Origin of the sequence: Anoxybacillus sp. P3H1B, assembly GCF_001560855.1 — a bacterium.
Lineage (GTDB): Bacteria > Bacillota > Bacilli > Bacillales > Anoxybacillaceae > Anoxybacteroides > Anoxybacteroides rupiense.
This window is the reverse complement of sequence record NZ_LPUG01000023.1, coordinates 72,846-92,323: the sequence shown is the minus strand read 5'-3', so window position 1 is coordinate 92,323 and position 19,478 is coordinate 72,846. Positions and strand designations below refer to the sequence as shown.

Genomic DNA, 19,478 nt, shown 5'->3' with positions numbered 1-19,478 from the left:
AGCAATGAAGGAGAATAGAAAGACGCTCTTCTTCCGTTCATTATAATAAAATAAAAGTAAAAGCTTCTCTTTCCTCTTTTTGATTACGCAGGAGTGCTGAATCATGTTTGTTTTTTTGCATATTTTCTCATGTTGTCATTTAAAAGTTATTTCGAATGTCTCGCCATCAAGCTCTAACTCCACATGATGGTTCCCGGTTAGAAATTCATCGCATATTATGGATAATTTATTATTAGACCAACCATGAAGCTGGATATTATCCATTTTTATTGGACTATGTACTGGAATCTTATCTTCTAAATTCGATTTTATAATTTCAATATCATAATAATCAGCTATTACAAAATCTCCTAAAGGAGTTACAGTTAGACTTCGATATTGGGGATGAGACTCATATTCGACTAATTCTTCACTAAAACAATCAAGCTTAAATAAATAATCCGAAGTGAGAACAAGAACGATGTTATACTTATTTGATACTGCAACATCTCGCGGAAACCCTCGAAAGTTTCCACACCATTCTGTTAAAGCATCATTTGTGAACTTTATCCAACTCCAATTTTGAGAGTTCCATGGACTCGAAATATCATATATCTTCTCCTTGTATTGTCCTGAATAAGGTTGATTGATTAACTCTGCTTTGGTTATCATTTCGTTTGTCCCCTTTGAACGTCTCCCAATGGTTTATACTTTTCAATGCTCAATGCCAAAATGTGTTATCTTGAGGCTTAAATATTAGAATCACATGAATATGCACTTATAAATTATTAAATTCGGGATACTCTACATAAAATCCTCCTCAATTAGGAGGACTTCTTAGGTTTTTCTTTTTAGATGCGATCCATCGTTTAGTTTTTAGGATAAGTTAGAATGGAATCGGCCATTATTCATCTGCTGTAACCCTACATAAACATCATCCAAACACCTGTGCCGCGATTCCATATAACGTTCCGTTTCGTGGGGGTAATTGCTTTGAATTTATAATCATGACTGGAGGCTGGCTTACTTTATAAAAATCATGCTGTTCCAGAAATAACATAAATTCTTCATGTCCTGATGGAACATCAATTCTTACTCTTCCTTGATGATTGCGAGCTAATTTATCTACCAATAAACACGCTATATCAAAATTAGGAGCTACAATTGGACCTAAGATAAGATTGACAGGTCCCAGCATCGAAAGTCCATAGCCGATCACGGTTCCGTCCCTACCTTTTACAGTTAAACATTCTTTTGCTTGTTCAATCCTATTAATAAGGAATTTTTTTCTTTTCGCTCCAACCGCTCTTTCATCTAATGTTACTATTTGCGCTAAATCTTTTGGACTAAAAGTGTGTATTTCCATCTCCATTTTATCGTTTGATTGAATAGGGATATAACGATCACAAAGATATTTATGGACCCAATCCACTGCACTAAACCCCATTTTTTCATATAAAGGTTTTCCTTGTTCGGTCGCGATTAGCATAATAGTAGTATCCTTTGAAACCGTATCTATACACATTTGTGTAACAATTTTCCCAAGCCCCATTCCCCTGTATGCTTCATGAACGATTACCATGCCAATAGAAGCTAAAGAAGCGTCATAAGGGATAATAGCAGCGCTTGATACAACTTTCCCTTCTCTTTTATATCCGTAGATTTTTCCTGATTTCATTATTGTCCGAATTTCATGTTCATCATAATCCCATCCTACTGACGTGGAGAGCGCTATCAATGCCGGGATATCTTCATAACTTAATGTTACACAATCAATGGATTGATCTTTATGTGTTCTCATATAAATCCCCCCTTTGTTGTTTACGAATTAAAAAAGACATCACGCCGGCACTTTAAGCATTTCTCCTTAATATAAACGACTTTGAAACTTGAAAATCTCATCAACCGCTTGGCGATATCCGCTTACTTTTTGAAAGGATTCCCTAATCTTTGCAACTGCTTGGTGAAAAGCTGGTTCGTTTAACACGTGGTCTACGGCTTCACGCAGTTGATTTGCAGTCAAACTTTGCATTTTTAATTGAATACCGGCTCCGATATTGACAACTTGTTCGGCAATGATCGGCTGATCCGCGCTTTGTGGAATTACAATAAGCGGAACCCCATAATAAAGACCTTCATTAGTACTGTTCATTCCGCCGTGCGTAATAAATAATTGGCTGTATTTCAGCACCTCCATTTGTGGGACATAATTTTTTACAATGAAGTTTTTGGGAATCTCACCTAAATCCGAAATTTTCGTTTTTTTCCCAACAGACATGACAACAGTATAATCCGTATTCCCCAGTGCTTTAAAGCAAAGCTTATAGAAATCCATTGCTTGATTGAAGACCGTACCTAATGAAATGTAAATGGGGCTTTTCCCCTTAATTTCAGTAAGATCGAAGTTTTCGTGTGATAATCGCGAAGAGATAGATGGACCTACAAATTTGTAAGTTTGGTCGAATGCTTCTCCAGAAGGTTGAAACTCTCTAGTTGTATAAACGATGGTAAGCGGTGCAGGATTACAAAAAACTTCATAAGGAGAATGGATCTCCACATGATATTTTTTCTCTACCATTTCTGCAAGGTGTTGAAATTCATCGTATACAGCGTTCAGTAGTTTTGCCGGAATTTCTTTCGAAAGATGTTCCAGCATTTTATCAAAGGAAGCTTTTGTCTGCGCAAAAGAAGTACAAGAATTGATAGAGGGAATTTCAAGAATTTGGGCGAGTAACCGTCCACAACCAAACATGGAATCATGGATGATGTAATCAAAATGCTCTCCGTTGATCTGTTCAAGAACGCTAGGTATGACGATATCTGCCGTACGTAAAAGACCGTTGACTCTTTCAAGCAAATAATTTCTTCCTCCTGAAAGAAAGGCTTTAAGAAATTTTTGATCATCAAACGTTCGTACAGTAGCCCCCGTCTTTTCCACTCGCTCTCGAAAAGCTTCGATCGTAAAGTATACAACCTCTTCTCCGCGTGAAATAAGCTCTTGAACAACTCCGATCGTTGGATTGACATGCCCTTCCGATCCAGCATTAATAAATAAAACACGCGCCATTTCTGTCACTCCTCAGCTGAATGGTTCTCTAAATTATGTTAAAATAAGAGTTGTTTTTCATACAATATATGGAATTTGACTTTTGTATGTAACTTAAAATGATAGTTCGGAACCTCTGTATGTGTACATTGATACTTTGACAAACAAGTGTCGCTATGTATCCAGGTCTATCGTACTCACTATTTTATGTAAAACTTTTATCCATAAACGAGCCCGCTTACAAGTATATAATAGTACATATGTTCTTATTCTTCAATCATTTTGGCTAATGCCGACTGTCATCCATCCCCTTCTAATCATCGAGAGAATTTTCTTCCGCTTTTAGAGGCGGGAGGCTTTTGTCAGGAAATACGTAATAATGATATCAATAAGCTTTATAACACGTACGTCTATAAATCTTTCCTTCATGCTTTCTGCATTTTTCTGTAAAACAAATGAGAGATCTAAAACGTCTATCGATTATGATTGCCTTACTTTTCAAATTATTTTATCATATTAAGCATCTTAACTGATGTGTAAACATGGCTTTATTTACAATCTGGAATAATGGAAAGGAGAAAAAGATGGAACCATTTGTGCAGCAGCCAACAGGTGTATTTCCGTCCGTTTGTTCTCTGGATTGTCCCGATCAATGCGGGTTGCTCGTACATAAGCAAGATGGAAAAATCGTGAAAATCCAAGGAGATCCGGATCACCCTGTGACAAAAGGCAATATATGCAATAAAGTGCGGAATATGACCGAACGAATTTACGATCCCAAGCGCTTGAAATATCCATTGAAACGTACAGGGGCTAAAGGTGAAGGAAAATTTACGCGGATCAGCTGGGACGAAGCGATGGAGACCATTACGGCAAAATGGAAAGAGCTGATTGAAACAGAAGGACCTGAAAGCATTCTTCCGTATAGCTTTTATGGCAATATGGGGAGACTTAGCGCCGAAGGAATGGATCGGCGGTTTTTCCATCGGTTGGGCGCCTCCCTGTTGGATCGAACCATTTGTTCGTCAGCTGGATCAGAAGGACTTCAATATACAATGGGAGGCGGCTTTGGAACAGATCCGGAAGATACGATTCATGCAAAACTCCTGATCTTCTGGGGAATCAATGCGGTCAGCACGAACATGCATCAAGTGGTTTTGGCCCAAAAAGCCCGAAAAAACGGAGCAAAGATCATTGTTATTGATGTTCATAAAAATCAAACCGGCCAGTTCGCCGATTGGTTCATTCCGATCTTGCCGGGTACCGATGCGGCTCTCGCTTTAGGCGTGATGCACATTTTGTTTATGGAAAATATGGTAGACGATGACTTTCTGGCGAAATATACAGTCGGACATGAAGAATTGCGTGAGCATGTCGTCCAATACGACCCTGTCACGGTTTCCAAAGTGACAGGTGTTCCTGTTGCAGATATTTATCAGCTTGCTAGATGGTATGGGCAAACAACACCTTCTTTTATTCGAATTGGCAACGGACTTCAGCATCACGACAATGGAGGCATGTGTATCCGGACCATCGCTTGCCTTCCTGCCTTGACCGGACAATGGCTTGTCAAAGGCGGCGGAGCGATCAAATCCAATAGCGGCTATTTGGCGCTTAATCAAAAGAGCTTGCAGCGCCCGAATTTGCTGCAAAAGAAAGATACGCGAATCATTAACATGAATCTGCTCGGCCGGGCATTATTGGAACAAGATCCGCCGATCAAATCTTTATTCGTGTATGGTACAAACCCGGCAGTGGTCGCCCCGGATAGCAATAAGGTAAGGAGAGGATTGGCAAGAGAAGATCTTTTTATCGTCGTGCATGACTTATTTTTAACAGAAACAGCCAAATATGCAGATATTGTGCTTCCTGCCACCTCTTCATTCGAAAATACGGATCTTTATACCTCATACTGGCACCACTATATTCAAATCCAGCAGCCTGTGATTGAACGGTATGGAGAGGCCAAATCCAATGTCGAAGTATTTCAGTTGCTTGCGGAGAAAATGGGTTTTGAGGATTCGTGTTTATATGAGACAGAAGCGGAAATGATTTCGCAAGCCTTGGATAACCCAAATCATCCTTTTTTGCAAGGAATCGATTATGAAGCATTGGTGGAAAAGCAGTATATAAAAGCAAATGTCAAACCGTTGCTGCCGGGAAAGCTGCCGACTCCAAGCGGAAAAATTGAACTTTATTCTAGAAAAATGGAACAAGATGGCTATCCACCGTTGCCAACCTATACACCGATTGCTGATGATGGAGACTTTCCATTTTTATTTGTGCCTGGTCCCAATCATAATTTCTTAAACACCACTTTTTCGAATCACGAAAAACACATTTCTTTCGAAAAAGAACCGCGTTTATATATGAATATCCAAGATGCTTTAGCGAAAGGGATTCAGGATGGAGATCAAATCCGAGTGTGGAATGAGCGCGGAGAATGTATATTGAAAGTTTCTGTTGGAGAACATGTGCTTCCTGGTGTCGTTGTCACGCAAGGGCTTTGGGCAGATTCTCCAGGCGCGAAACGTTTAGTAAACTCCCTTACTCCAGATCGGATCGCCGATATGGGTGGTGGCGCCACTTTTTTTTCAGGACGTGTCGATGTGGAGAAATGTTAGGATGAAAAGGAGATTATTGGCGTGAATAGGTGCACCACGGCTCCCCTCTTTTCACACCAAACACAAAGGTTGAAATCGCGGATGCATCTTTTTCCTTGTTTTTGATGTGATGTAAGGCAAGTCAATGACTTGCCTTTGTTCGTTGAAACAATAGGATGCTGCCTTTGCATGGGTGATCCGTTCCAATTTCTACTTATCCTTAATTGGTACGATATAGTAGCCGTTAATGGGGCGAGTCATCTTGAACACATGTGCGTTATCGTGTTCTTAACCGCTGGCGGGACATCGCTTATTTCAAAATCTTAAATCCATATTTTTTAAAGATTTGGCGAGCCTCTTTTGTCTGTATGTATTGGTAGAAAGTTGTCGCTTCTGTTTTATGCTTCGCATTCTTTATGATCCCGACCGGATAAATAATCGGATCATGCGTATTAGCAGCTGCCGTGTCAACCATTTTGACTTTATCAGAGATTTGGGCATCCGTTTTGAATACAATCCCCGCATCCACCGTATTTGTTTCTACATACAATAATACTTGACGCACATCCTTCGTATACACGATTTTCCCTTCTAATTTTGTCCAAAGATTTAACTTGGACAATGTTTGCTTTCCGTATTGGCCTGCTGGAGTTGTTTCAGGATTCCCGATAGCCAATTGCTTGATGTTGCTGTCTCCTAAAGACGGAAAATCTTTTATAGTACCTGCTTTGTCTTTCGGAACGATTAAAACAAGTTCATTTCCTAACAAATTTTTACTTTCTTTCTTGTTAATCAATCCCTTGTCTACGAGCGGGCGAAACTTATCTTCAGCAGCAGAGAAAAATAAATCAACTGGTGCTCCTTGTTCGATTTGCTGCTGTAGTGCGCCAGAACTTCCAAAGTTAAAGGATAATTTGATATTTTTGTGTTCTTTCTCATACTGTTTCTGGATTTCCGTCAGCGCGTCTTGTAAACTGGATGCTGCTGAGATGGTTAGCTTTACAGTCTGCTTCGCTTCCTGTTTTTCCTCTTGATTCGTACAACCAAAAAGAAAGAGGAAAGAAGCACACAAAAACATACTCATGATCACGCGAATCGAATGCTTCATGATTCTGCCCCTTCCTTTCTTCATTTGTCATCAATAAAACTAATTATAATTATTTAAAATCAGTTTGTACATTATATAATTAAATTATATAAGATATAACTAAATATAAAAATATGAAATCATACGGAAAACAAAAGCCAGAGTTTTCGAGAAAGAACTCTGGCCATCATTTATTCCAGCTTTAAATTGGCTGGATATCACTCGATTCATGTTTCATAAACCACCTGTCCTGTTTGTGATAAATCGTAGCCGCCTAATGCTTCCAAATCATTTCGAAAGCTGTCAGAGCTTAAAATTTGCAGCACTTGACTTATTAATTCTCGATTCTCCTCATTCTTTAAAATCACCAAATCATACTTTTCGTTGACAAGCGGAATGAAATCAACCTCTTTCACTAGATTAGCGCCCCTTTCAATTCCTACGCCGACATCCGCTCTCCCTTTGGCGACAGCACTTGCGACACTGACATGATTGGTTACCTCGTCATCGTAACCATTGATTCCAGATACAGGGATGCGATATTTTTTCAAACTTTCATCCAGTAAAACTCGAGCGCCAGCTCCTTTTTCACGGTTCACCATTTTTATATCTTTTTTTCTTAAATCTTCCCAATGCTTTATATTCAATGGATTGCCTTTTTTGACATAAAAGCCTGCCCTCCTAGCCAGCAGTCGAATGACGATATACTGAAAATTCACGAGTATCTTATTGATATAGGGAACATTATATTCACCAGAAACGCCTTCTATTAAATGTGTACTTACAATGTCTGAATAGCCCTGATACATGGAAATAAGACTTTCCAAGCTCCCGGTATAAGAACGCAGCGGACGAAACTTTTTCGAGGATTTTTCTAAGTAGTTAGCCAAAATATCTAAACTGATATCTTGACCACTTATGACTAATCGCCTTACTTGCAAATACTCTTGTGTGTCGCTTGTTGTTTCTTTATGATGGAATGGCTGTAGCTTTCCTTTTGACCGTTTGATATACTCTTCTAAATCAGAAGGATCGATTCTCATTTGCCGTCCGACACGATAAGCAGGCAATCGCCCTTTTTTCACCAAATCGTATACAGTTAATTTGGAAACTTTTAATATGTTAGCAACTTCCTCGGTTGTATAAGAATGATTTTTTTCCATAACCACTTAACTCCTCCATTGAAAAGTTTGATTATAAGTAATTAAATTTAATTTTATATAATATATTGATAACCTCCATACCATCATTTATAGTTGATGATATAGATCATCTGTCATGTATCTCTTTTTCGATGAAGCGACCGTTTGATTTCGACCTGTCTTGGCGGCCGAACAATGAACGCTGGCGGTCTTGTCCAAGGAAAGAGCAGAAACAAACTTGTGTTTTATTATATCATTCCTTCTACGCCGAAGCTGATGATAATATTTAAAAGGTGACTGGAAACCATGAATTACTCTCCGCTTATACTCTCGTTGAAAACAGCTACCATTGCAACGCTGATCGTCTTTATTACCGGGGTTGTGTTGGCGCGATTGATCAGCCGTAGTTCCTTTAAAGGAAAAAGTATGATAGAAGCGGTCATTTTATTGCCGCTTGTGCTTCCCCCTACCGTTGTGGGGTTTGGTTTATTATATGTATTCGGTAAAAACGGGTTTATAGGCCGATTACTGCTTGATTGGTTTGATTTTCAGATTGTTTTCACGTGGTATGGTGTAGTGATTGCAGCTGTAGTTGTATCCTTCCCTTTAATGTATCAAAGTGCCGCTGCAGCGTTCCAGCAGTATGACCAAAATATTGAAAATGCGGCTTATACGATGGGAGCCTCTAAATGGAGGGTATTTTGGACGATCTCCTTTCCGCTTGCATGGCCGGGTTTGTTATCTGGCTTCGTTTTATCCTTTGCCCGAGCGTTAGGAGAATTCGGCGCTACCCTCATGATCGCAGGCTATATTCCGAACGTTACCGACACCATTCCTCTCGCCATCTATTTTGCCGTGGAGTCAGGAAATATGGAGGCAGCAAAATTTTGGGTGATAATGATCGTTTGCCTTGGCTTTAGTGCTATTTTATGGCTTAATTGGTGGAGCAAAAAGAACATGATGAAACATATACACAAATAAAATCAGCACGTGAATCCGAAACCTTATTGGTATTGCGCAAAGGAGTTTTTCTTATGCTTGTCGTCGATATTCAAAAACAACTCTCCCATTTTGAATTAAATGTCAACTTTTCGGTAGCGAATGAGATTGTTGTCCTTTTTGGCCCTTCTGGATCTGGGAAAACGACCATCTTAAATTGTATTGCTGGAATCAGTAAGCCCACTTCCGGAATCATCCAGCTCCATGACACGATTTTATTTCAACATAAGAAGGTGTTTGTTCCGATCCAAAAAAGAAATATTGGCTATGTATTTCAGGATTACGCGCTTTTTCCGCATATGACGGTTTGGAAAAATATTGCTTATGGTATGAAAAACGAAAGCTTTGCAAAAGAATTAATGAAAGAGCTGCGAATTGATCATCTTAGAGACAGCTATCCATCTGAGATTTCAGGTGGTGAAAAACAACGGGTCGCTATTGCTCGAGCCATCGCCACCGAGCCGGATGCTTTGCTTTTAGACGAACCTTTTTCTGCTTTAGATGAACAAACAAGGTTAAAAGGCCATGAGGAATTATTACGTATCCATAAACATTGGAGGATTCCCATTATACTCGTAACACACCATAATGAGGAAGCAAAAAAATTAGGGGATCGAATCTTATATTTACATGAAGGAAAAATTCATAACGATAAAATGAAAGCGGACCTTTCCCTGACTTATTCATCCTCAACAAACTGAAAATGCTTTCTCATATTCTAAAAGATCCATCTCTTAAATCATGAGAAAGCCTCCCCTCTTATCATCAGGAATCATCCTTCGTCTAGAGACGGGAGGTTTCTCGATGAAAAACGTTAGTGAGCGCGGCCAACTTTGATGAAAGCGTGTTTGAACCCCTTTTTCTCTAGACATTCACCGTTCAAATATAAAAGACATTTAACATTCGGGAATGTAATTCAATCTAATTATATCTTATTTCTCATCCGAATCCAGTAAAGGAGTGCGTGCTTCTAAATGATTGTTTATTTTCACTTCCGAGAAGATGATATGGGTAAGAGTGGTGGCAAAGGCAGAAACGTCATTAATAAATTCTTCGATTTCCTCTAATCGACTTACCGTCAACATCACCATATAGCATGCTCGTCCGGCAATACGATAACAAGATAATGCGGTTGGGTACTGTTCAATAAACTCTTTGAATCGCTTATATTCCCCGTTTTTGATCGTCACTTCCATCATACAGTCGATCGTAAATCCCAGTTTTTTGCGATTGATTTGAATGGTGTATCCCTCAATCACTCCATGTTCCTCTAATCTTTTCACTCTTTCGGTAACCGAAGGAGGCGATAAGCGGACTTTCCTTCCTAACTCTCTCATGGACAAACGGGAGTTTTTCTTTAACTCTGCAAGGATGTGTAAGTCAATCTTATCTATTTTCATTTGTAAACCCTTCCTTTATTTTTTGTTTCATACGAATGATATTTCTAATAAATTTATTTTATATTAAATACCAATTACACTTCAAACCTTTTAAAATAAAGAAAAAAGAAAGGATGGAATCAATGGCTAGAATTTCATTTTCCTTATATGGAGAAACCCCATTTCAACAATTGCTCGGTCACAATCCAACCATTATAGAAGCATGGCGGCGGCTAGGCGAAGAACTTGAAAAAGATGGTCTTCTTTCGTCCCAATTGAAAGAACAAGTGCGGCGCATGCTTGCTCAAAACAATGGTTGTGAATACTGCAAAGCAAAAGGAAAGCCGGAACCGCATTTGTTTGATGAAAAAACATCACTAGCCGTCGGGTTTGCGGAAGTGTTTGTCCAACAACAAGGGCAAATCGGGGATTCGCTCTTTTCCGTCTTAAAAAAAGATTTTAGCGATGCAGAAATTAGCGAACTATGCGCATTTATTTGTTTTACAACCGCCTCGCAATATTTTGGTGCCATGATGAACTTACAGCCAAATGAAAAAATGAAGGAAGATAAAAATGAAGCAAAGCAACAAATTAACCCTCATGATTATTGATGTACAACAAGGCTTTGAGAATAAAAAATGGGGAGAACGTAATAATCCAGATGCCGTGAAAAACCTCTACCGTCTACTCCAAATATGGAGAGAACGAAAATGGCCTATTATACACGTCTAGCATCTATCTACTCATTCCTGATTCTCCCCTATGGGCCAACGGCAATGGGGTCTTATTTAAGGAGATTGTCAAGCCGAGAGACGAAGAGTGATCATTCAAAAAAACGGGAACAGCGCCTTTATAGGGACAAAGCCGGAACAGTACTTAAAAGATCACGATATCAATCATGTGGTGATTACCGGTTTAACGACCCCTCATTGTGTCTCCACTACTGCCAGAATGAGCAACAACTTAGGGTTTCATACCTACCTGGTTTCAGACGCGATAGAGTGCCAAGCACGCCCATTTACAAAAAGGAGCTTGGAATCACCAAGCTCCTTTCCTCATGCAAATTCGCAGATCCTTTATAACGATAACGCGCTCTTCCACCTATTCGTCGATGAGTGATCAATTAGTTGATTCCCTTATCCAACTTCCGTTTTTTCTCTAAAAGCAACTGAAATTCCTTCTCGAGTTCTTCACTTGGCTCCATACTTAGTCGGCTGAGCACCTCTGACATTTTCGTTTCAAGTAAGAGCCGTTGATCTGCTTGCGTATCCGCATGGCGATCTTTTTGACGGACATGTTGTTCATATTGTTGATAGGTGCCATCAAACCATTGAATGACTTTGTCCTGGATGACCAGCATTTTTGTCGCGACATTTTCAATGAATCGGCGGTCGTGCGAGGCGAAGATGACGGTTCCTTTATATTCTTGTAACAGCGATTCCAATGCACGAGCTGCTTCAATATCGAGAAAATTCGTCGGTTCATCTAAAATGAGTGTATTCACATCACTGACAAATAATTTGGCCAGCGCTACTTTTACCCGTTCGCCGCCACTTAAAACTTCTACTGGCTTATACACATCATCTCTGAAAAAATGCAATCTTGCAAGAATGGTACGAATCAGCGTTTCCTCTTGTTTGGAAGTGGATTGTACATTCTCTAAAATCGACTTCTCAACCTCTAAAATATCTAAGTTTTGACTAAAATATCCGATTTTCACGATTGGCGAAATGACAATCCCGTCATCCCGATGAATCATTTTTTTTAGAAGTGTCGTTTTTCCGCTCCCATTCGGACCGATCACTGCCAGTTTATCTCCGCCGCGTACATGAAAACTAGTTTTTTCCCATAAAACACGTTGGCCAATGACACCCGTAACCTCCTCAACGCGAATGATGATGCGATCTTGAAAAGTGTCTTCATGAGGCAAACTCATGTTGATGGGAGCCGTTTCCTTTATTTTTTCCACTTTTTCCAGTTTTTCTAATCGGGTCTCCATCGCTTTGGCTGTTTTTTGCAGCTTCTTTTGTTTTTTGGCAAAGTATGGTTTGGCACCCATGATGTTTGCTTCTGACCGGCTCACCTTTTTGGGAGCTTTTGTTGCTCTTTCTGCTTTTTGTTTTTTTAATTCCAATGCTCTCTCTAACGCTTGTTTCTTTTTTTCATACTGTTCATAAGCGGATTGCTGTCTGCGGCGTTCCAACTCTTTTTGTTCTAAGTAATCGCTGTAATTGCCTTTATACTCTTTGATCTTTCCTTCGTCCATTTCCCAAATGGTTGTGCAAAGGGCATCAAGAAATGCCCGATCATGGGATACAATGACAAAAGCTCCCTTCCATTGGCTTAGTTTCTTTTCCAGCCATTCAATATGCTCTCGATCCAGATGGGTTGTTGGTTCATCCGCCAATAAGAGCTTCGGCGCTTTTGAAAAGAGGGCATTCATGTATGACTGTGTGACTTCTCCCCCGCTTTTGATCGCATCGATTCTTTTGAGCTGCGGCAAAAGCCCGCATTGAGCGCGACATAACACGCTCCCTTGTTCTGGAGAAATCTTTTTCGCTAATATGTTCAACAATGTCGTTTTTCCGCTGCCATTCTTGCCAACTAAGCCAATTCGGTCATTTTCATAAATGGCTAATCGTTCGATCTCAAACAATAATCGGTCTTTTACATAGTGCTTCACATTCAATGCTTCTAAAAGAATCATATCATCATCCCCATTTTTCTGTGTTTTGTGGGGACAAAAAGGCCCCCTATCCGTTTCCAGAATAGGAGGCATAGACATCGTCAGACACCAAAAAGAGGCACACTCTATATGGGTGCAACAAACGATAGAAATGCAATCCTATTCTGAAAACTTTAACTGAAGGCAACACAAAGAAAACAGAAATCGTCTTCCGCTAAAGAATGCCTTCAATTAACGTCTTTTCAAAATAGGATTAGCACTTCATGTTCGTCGATTCACCCTTCCGTTCGTATTGATTCACCTTGATTTTAAACAATATCTTAATCATTGTCAAATGTTGTATATCCAAACGGGCTCTCTTATACATAAACGAAGAGTGATGTTCTTCCATCATCAGGAGGATCGATTCCAGCATACACCCCGCAAATTCACCAATCAGATCGAACTAATTTGTCCGTTTCCGGATTTGAAACGGTACTGGCTGGATGTTTGCTGAGCTTATCTGGGATTCTTAAGCTAGTTAAATTGTTAAGACGCAATAAGCCTATGAGAGACACCATTGATCGCCTGATTGTCATGTCAATAGATTCATGTTGAAATGACGGGAATATGTTATAATAATCAAGATACTGAAAACGAAGAAAGGAGCATATTCATGGCGGAAATTACAAATGAAATGATTTTGCAAGCGATTAAAGAGCTGGCGGAGCAGCTAAAAAATCATGAGGAAGAAACCAATCAACGGTTTGAACAAATGGATCAACGGTTTGAACAAATGGATCAACGCTTTGAACAAACAAATCATCAGCTAACGGAAATCAATGAGCGGCTCAGCCAAGTTGAGCAAAAGATTGTCCAGATGGATAAACAGCTGACTGATGTAGCGAACGGGCAAAAAATTCTCGTGGAAGAGTTGTTTGAAAACAAAAAAGAAATAAAGCGAGTCAAAAATGTCCTCAACATATACTAATTTCATTCCGCCTATTGAACGGTTCTCTGTGCGGACTCTTGCAAACGAATGGTACCGTGAAACACAAACGGAGCATAAAATCAGCTTCTACTTTGCATTAGCCACTGCTTTCTTCTCAATAGCGTCCGACTACTGGAATCTTTTCCCGCTTCAACCGCCAAAGCGCTTTTCCACATTTCATATCCGTTATTTTGTATCAAGGAACATGAGAATGTGTCAAGCGAAAAAGGCTAAACATTCACTCTCAAATGATCACACATCACCAGTTTGCCTCTATCATTCGACTTCAAACAGGGTTCAAAGTTGCATTACATGATGAAAAGCCGATCAACTGTGCAGCTGCACGTTTTCGGCTTTTCATCGATAGATGGAAACAATGGAGAAAGAGTCTCCCTGTTTTTGCAAACCTTATTCTTGTGATAGTCTCATCGCAGCCATGATGGAAAACTTCCCGTTCCATCGCTTTGGGTACGTGAGTTACGCTTCGAAGAACGTTTGAAACAGCAAGTATCCGTTTAAGCCGATAATGATGATCGCTACGGCCCAAGCAAGAGCCTTGAGCCATAATGGATTTGCAAATTCCCCCATTTTCTTTTTATCGCTTGTAAATTGGACAAGAGGGACAACGGCAAAAGAAAGCTGCAAAGAGAGAATCACTTGACTGAAAATAAGCAATTGAGCCGTTCCGCTTTCACCATAAAGAGCTGTAACGATCACAGCTGGGATAATCGCGATCAATCGGGTAATAAGTCTTCTTAACCAACCAGGAAGACGAATGTTGAGAAAGCCTTCCATCACAATTTGTCCCGCTAACGTTCCTGTTAATGTCGAGTTTTGTCCAGAAGCTAACAAAGCAACTCCAAACAAAATGCTTCCCATCGTCGTTCCGAGCAGCGGCGCAAGCAAATGATAAGCATCACTGATTTCCGCCACCTCTTTCATCCCTGCTTGATGAAAGGTAGCAGCTGAAACAATGAGAATGGCGGCATTAATAAATAAGGCAAAAAACAAGGCAATGGTCGAATCCCATGTAGCATATTGAATGGCTTGCCGTTTTCCTGCATGTGTTTGCTCATATTGGCGCGTTTGTACAATGGAAGAATGTAAATATAGATTATGCGGCATGACGGTCGCGCCTAAAATACCAATTGCGATATAAAGCATCGATGGATTGTGGACGATTTCGGCACTTGGAACAAATCCCTTCAATATACCGCCGACATCCGGCTTGGAAAGAAAGATTTCTGTTGCAAAGCAAGCGCCAATCGTTCCAATTAAAACGATCACCAATGTTTCGATATAACGAAACCCTTTATTTTGCAATAGCAGTACGACCAGTACATCCACGGCGGTGATCAGGACTCCATATATTAACGGAAGACCAAACAATAAATTCAGCGCGATGGCCGAACCGATGACCTCTGCTAGATCGCATGCCGCAATAGCCAACTCGCATAATATCCACAATACGATCGCAGCAGGTTTGCTATAATGATCGCGGCAGGCTTGTGCTAAATCTCTTCCTGTTACAATTCCAAGCTTCCCGGCTAAGGCTTGAAGCAAGATTGCCATTAAATTAGAAAGTAAAATGACGGAAAGAAGCGTGTATCCAAACTGCGAGCCCCCGGCAATATCGGTCGCCCAGTTTCCAGGATCCATATATCCCACGGCCACTAAATACCCTGGCCCGGCAAACGCAAGAAACTTTTTGAACCAAGATCCCGTTTTGGGAATGCGCAAACTTCGATAGACTTCAGGCAACGTTGGTTGTGTTCGTTGCTTTCTCCATCCAGTTTCAACTGCAGTCGGCAGTTTTTTATGATTTTTATTCATAATGGCCACCTCATGATTGGTGTTCACTAAATATTTTGTACAGAGCAAACTTTTATTGCAAAAAAATTTGCTGATAAAACAGACCGACTTTAACGGCCTTCGTCAGAGTGAAAAAAGATTCGTTCGATCTTCTAATATATGTAAAGAGAAAAGAAACGTTAACTAGATAAATTGTACATCGGAAATTTTTTAAGTCAAGAAAATAACGTTGAACAACGTTCCTTGTCCTAAACGATGTTTTACAAGAAGATTTTCATCATTTCATGCTTTCCATATACAAAACATCTGTATTTGTTGATAATATAAGCAGCTGTTATTCTAAAAAAAGCAGAATTTGCTCCTAACATCATTCGATTGGGGACAGGAGAGCTTTCTCCTGATCTATTTCCGCGTGAGATGATGAAACAAATCATGAATCGGGTATCGGACCGCATAGATTCGCTTGGTTACGAAGAACCGAAAGGATTGCTTTTTCTGAGAGAACAACTTAGTACATATTTAAAAACGATCGGAATCGAGGCTTCTCCATCCTCTATCTTGATTGTGTCAGGGGCCCTACAAGCATTGCAATTGATTTCAATAGGTTTATTACATCGGGGTTCTACCATCTTTCTTGAGAAGCCATCGTATTTGTATTCTCTGCATGTGTTTCAATCCGCCGGCATGCGGTTATTTGGGCTTCCTTTAGATGGAAATGGTGTTCAAGCAAAAATGATTGCGCAACAAAAGAAGAGACAGAATGCTTCACTACTTTATACGATTCCATCTTTCCATAATCCAACAGGTATATTGATGTCTAAAGAGAGACGAAGAGAACTCATGGACGTATGTGAACAAGAGCAGCTGCCAATTATTGAAGATGACGTATACCGAGAACTCTGGATAGATTCACCGCCGCCTCTCCCCTTAAAAGCTATTGATAAGAACGGACTTGTTCTATACTTAGGCAGCATATCGAAAACATTGAGTCCTGGTTTGCGCATCGGCTGGATGGTCGGACCAAAGCCTGTCATTGAACGACTAGCAGATATTAAAATGCAAACGGATTATGGATCGAGTTCCTTATCTCAATGGGTTGCGGCGGAATGGCTATCAAGTGGATTGTATCACCAACATTTAGAAAAAGTCAGAACAGAATTGAAGGTGCGCAGAGATGTCATGATTAATTCGTTACAAAAGCACTTTTTCGACATTGCCACATGGTCTGTTCCTAAGGGCGGTTTTTATCTATGGCTGCGCTTATTACCTCCGATTTCTAGCAGAAAGCTTTTTGAAAAAGCGTTAGAGCACGGAATTTTGTTAAATCCGGGAAATGTCTACGATCATCATGCAACCCAGTATCTTCGGCTTTCTTATTCCTATGCATCCTTGGATGAACTTGAAAACGGCATCTTTCGTTTGTCAGAAGTGATTCGTCAACTAACCTTATAACTCTTTTCTATCATCTATTTTACCTCTTTCCTTCGTCCACCGATGCGATACAATGAAAAATCCTCCTTTGACATACAAGGAGGATTTTCTTTTTATTTACAAAAAATTAGAAAAATGTCAGTCCGACTATAAAAATAATTCCCGATACTAATAACGTTGTTACGCAATATCCCATAATGTCTCGGACTCCTAACCCCGCAATCGCAAGAGCTGGCAGCGCCCAAAACGGCTGTGCCATATTCATCCATGCCTCGCCATACGCAATAGCCATTGCGGCAATACCCGGATCGACTCCTAACGAAGCAGCTGCCGGCATAATGAAAGGTCCTTGAACGACCCAATGCCCTCCTCCAGATGGAACAAAGAAATTAATGAAGCCAGAGCTTAAAAAAGCGAGAATCGGAAAAGTATGTTCATTAGAAATGGAGATAAAGGCATTCGTAATCATGCCGCCTAATCCCGATTCCTCCATCATCCCTTGGATTCCGGCATAAAAAGGAAATTGAATTAAAATGCCAGCTGTGCCGCGGGCAGCATTCGTGATTGCTTGCATATACGATAAAGGCGTGCCGTGTAATAATAAACCCGTAAAAAAGAAGATCAAGTTAACGGTATTGACATCCATTTTAAATCCATTTGTGACAAAGTAATAAATTAAATATGCGTACCCAAGCGCAACGATGAGATAGGTTAAGATTCTGCTGTTTTCCATCCGCACCGCAAAGCTCTTTTCGCTTGTCGCTGCCAATGGTATATTGTTTTGGTCTTCAGCAAGCAGTTTTGGGTCAATCGCTACCACTTCGTGCGATTTCGGCATCATGAATCTTGTCATAATCGGTAAAACAATAAGAAGCGAGACAGTAATAAACAAATTAAAACCGGTAAAAATGGTTTCCGTTAATGGAATGATCCCGGATATTTTCTCCATCGGATTACCGGGTGTGGCTGCTAATAAAGGAACCGACCCAGAAAGTCCGCCATGCCACGTTAAAAACCCTATGTAAGCGCTTGCAATTAACAGACGATAATCAGAACCTGGCACTCGTTTCGCCACTTCTTTGGCAAACAAAGCACCGACAATTAAGCCAAATCCCCAATTAATTAAAGATGCGATCGCCGCTCCTAATGTTACGAGGATGACTCCCTGAGCAGGCGTTTTAGCAACACCGGCAAGGTTTTGCAGTCCTTTTTTAACAAGCGGTGAACTTGCTAAAGCGTGCCCTGTTACTAAAATCAAGCTCATTTGCATAGCAAATGCCAGCAAGTCCCAAAAACCATCTCCCCAGAAGTGAACCATATCGAGTGGGCTATGGGGAGTGAAGATGATCCCGGATATAAACAAAATAGCGGTTAGAATCAACGCGAAGACAAAAGGATCTGGCAAAAACCTTTGAACGAGTACAGTAAAAAAATTGGACAGTACTTTCATAGCATTCTCCCCTTTATAAAATAAATATTCATACCATTATAAATAAATAAAATATTATTAAATTAACAGTGTATTTATTCCTAATTTTTCAATTTCTCAAATATTTGGAGAGAATGAACTGAAACTACTTCACTGTTTATTTATTATTATAAATTATTATAACTAGATATAGGGCCTGTTCATTAGAGTATCTTATCCGACTTCATGCTGATGACGTAACGTAATGAAGGCAGACCATCACCTCCTTTTTGTCTTAAACATTAGCACCTTTTTAAAAATATTCGCAGCCAATTGTCCATATCCTTACACTTGGTCATTCAATAACACCCATCTGATGTGGTCTTCCCATTTTCCGTTCACTTTGAGCATTTTTTTGGCGATCCCTTCACATTCGAATCCAAGTTTTTTGACTACTCGAATGGAGGCTTTATTTTTGGGCATAATGGGAGCTTCAATTCGATGAAGCCGATATTCATTGAAGATGATGTCGATTCCTTTTTTCAGTGCTTCCGTGATGTATCCTTTCTTTATTTCCTCTTGATCCAGCTTATATCCTAAAATACACGATTGAAAAATGCCGCGGATTATATGGCTAAAACTGATGCAGCCAATGGTTGGTGCCTCATCTCCAGCATCCTTGCGAAACAGCCAAAGCTTAAGCAAATTTCCTGCTTTAGCTAGTTCTAAATCTTGACGCAATCGATTGGCTTGATATTCCAATGTAAAAAAATGTTCTTGTCTGTCCGCCTCCCACTTCTGCAGAAAATCTCGGTTTTTTTCATAATACCTCAGCACGGTTTCAGCAAATGTGTCATCTAGTTCTCTTAACCGCAAGCGATCGGTTTCGTAGACTCTCATGATGCGATCCTCCTTATCTTTATCCTTTCCTGAAAA

The 19,478-nt window shown here is 40.0% G+C and carries 16 protein-coding genes and 1 pseudogene; 7 read left to right on the top strand and 10 right to left on the bottom strand.

Annotated elements, in window-relative coordinates:
• Positions 1-135 precede the first annotated feature (135 nt).
• The 3 genes from AT864_RS14045 to AT864_RS14035 form a co-directional block, all read right to left on the bottom strand.
• The gene (locus AT864_RS14045; RefSeq protein ID WP_066149931.1) at positions 136-651 is read right to left on the bottom strand and encodes a hypothetical protein; all 516 of its coding nucleotides are present in this window, start codon (positions 649-651) and stop codon (positions 136-138) included.
• A 262-nt stretch (positions 652-913) separates the two neighbouring features.
• Positions 914-1,780 carry a GNAT family N-acetyltransferase gene (locus AT864_RS14040; RefSeq protein WP_066149928.1) on the bottom strand — a complete coding sequence of 289 codons (867 nt, stop codon included), beginning with the start codon at positions 1,778-1,780 and terminating at the stop codon, positions 914-916.
• 66 nt (positions 1,781-1,846) lie between these two features.
• Positions 1,847-3,046 carry a macrolide family glycosyltransferase gene (locus AT864_RS14035; RefSeq protein ID WP_066149925.1) on the bottom strand — a complete coding sequence of 400 codons (1,200 nt, stop codon included), beginning with the start codon at positions 3,044-3,046 and terminating at the stop codon, positions 1,847-1,849.
• A gap of 563 nt (positions 3,047-3,609) precedes the next feature.
• Between AT864_RS14035 and AT864_RS14030 the strand changes: the two genes are divergently transcribed.
• A complete protein-coding gene (locus AT864_RS14030; protein WP_066149922.1) occupies positions 3,610-5,649 on the top strand; it encodes a molybdopterin oxidoreductase family protein in 2,040 nt (679 codons plus the stop codon).
• A 289-nt stretch (positions 5,650-5,938) separates the two neighbouring features.
• Here the strand turns inward: AT864_RS14030 and modA are convergent, their stop codons facing one another.
• Complete coding sequence (gene modA, locus AT864_RS14025) at positions 5,939-6,739, bottom strand: molybdate ABC transporter substrate-binding protein (protein ID WP_369815572.1); 801 nt, start codon at positions 6,737-6,739, stop codon at positions 5,939-5,941.
• Positions 6,740-6,942: 203 nt separating this feature from the next.
• Complete coding sequence (locus AT864_RS14020) at positions 6,943-7,878, bottom strand: helix-turn-helix transcriptional regulator (RefSeq protein ID WP_044741788.1); 936 nt, start codon at positions 7,876-7,878, stop codon at positions 6,943-6,945.
• 285 nt (positions 7,879-8,163) lie between these two features.
• Between AT864_RS14020 and modB the strand changes: the two genes are divergently transcribed.
• Positions 8,164-8,838 carry a molybdate ABC transporter permease subunit gene (gene modB, locus AT864_RS14015; protein ID WP_044741787.1) on the top strand — a complete coding sequence of 225 codons (675 nt, stop codon included), beginning with the start codon at positions 8,164-8,166 and terminating at the stop codon, positions 8,836-8,838.
• A gap of 53 nt (positions 8,839-8,891) precedes the next feature.
• A complete protein-coding gene (locus tag AT864_RS14010; RefSeq protein WP_066149916.1) occupies positions 8,892-9,557 on the top strand; it encodes an ATP-binding cassette domain-containing protein in 666 nt (221 codons plus the stop codon).
• A 231-nt stretch (positions 9,558-9,788) separates the two neighbouring features.
• Here the strand turns inward: AT864_RS14010 and AT864_RS14005 are convergent, their stop codons facing one another.
• Positions 9,789-10,256: an Lrp/AsnC family transcriptional regulator gene (locus AT864_RS14005; protein ID WP_066149912.1), complete on the bottom strand. Its 468-nt coding sequence runs from the start codon at positions 10,254-10,256 to the stop codon at positions 9,789-9,791.
• A gap of 122 nt (positions 10,257-10,378) precedes the next feature.
• Here AT864_RS14005 and AT864_RS14000 point away from each other — a divergent pair, with 122 nt between their 5' ends.
• Together AT864_RS14000 and AT864_RS18770 are read left to right on the top strand one after the other, a co-directional pair.
• A complete protein-coding gene (locus AT864_RS14000; protein WP_066149909.1) occupies positions 10,379-10,846 on the top strand; it encodes a carboxymuconolactone decarboxylase family protein in 468 nt (155 codons plus the stop codon).
• A gap of 208 nt (positions 10,847-11,054) precedes the next feature.
• The gene (locus AT864_RS18770) at positions 11,055-11,354 is read left to right on the top strand and encodes an isochorismatase family protein (RefSeq protein ID WP_311975619.1); all 300 of its coding nucleotides are present in this window, start codon (positions 11,055-11,057) and stop codon (positions 11,352-11,354) included.
• A gap of 4 nt (positions 11,355-11,358) precedes the next feature.
• Here AT864_RS18770 and AT864_RS13995 read toward each other — a convergent pair whose 3' ends face one another.
• Positions 11,359-12,942 carry a Vga family ABC-F type ribosomal protection protein gene (locus AT864_RS13995; RefSeq protein WP_066149906.1) on the bottom strand — a complete coding sequence of 528 codons (1,584 nt, stop codon included), beginning with the start codon at positions 12,940-12,942 and terminating at the stop codon, positions 11,359-11,361.
• 634 nt (positions 12,943-13,576) lie between these two features.
• On the opposite strand from AT864_RS13995, the gene AT864_RS13990 reads away from it, so the two are divergent.
• On the top strand, positions 13,577-13,891 hold the full coding sequence (locus AT864_RS13990) for a hypothetical protein (protein WP_044742456.1): 315 nt from the start codon (positions 13,577-13,579) through the stop codon (positions 13,889-13,891).
• Between the two features lie 477 nt (positions 13,892-14,368).
• Here AT864_RS13990 and AT864_RS13985 read toward each other — a convergent pair whose 3' ends face one another.
• Complete coding sequence (locus AT864_RS13985) at positions 14,369-15,724, bottom strand: Nramp family divalent metal transporter (RefSeq protein ID WP_197431026.1); 1,356 nt, start codon at positions 15,722-15,724, stop codon at positions 14,369-14,371.
• Between the two features lie 318 nt (positions 15,725-16,042).
• Here AT864_RS13985 and AT864_RS13980 point away from each other — a divergent pair.
• Positions 16,043-17,155 (top strand): annotated as a pseudogene (locus tag AT864_RS13980) (PLP-dependent aminotransferase family protein); the annotation flags it as partial.
• Between the two features lie 106 nt (positions 17,156-17,261).
• On the opposite strand, the gene AT864_RS13975 reads toward AT864_RS13980, so the two are convergent.
• Together AT864_RS13975 and AT864_RS13970 are read right to left on the bottom strand one after the other, a co-directional pair.
• A complete protein-coding gene (locus AT864_RS13975; protein WP_066149903.1) occupies positions 17,262-18,584 on the bottom strand; it encodes a TIGR00366 family protein in 1,323 nt (440 codons plus the stop codon).
• 303 nt (positions 18,585-18,887) lie between these two features.
• Positions 18,888-19,445 (bottom strand): GNAT family N-acetyltransferase, encoded by a 558-nt coding sequence (locus AT864_RS13970; RefSeq protein ID WP_066149958.1) that lies wholly within the window; start codon positions 19,443-19,445, stop codon positions 18,888-18,890.
• Between the last annotated feature and the right edge of the window lie 33 nt (positions 19,446-19,478).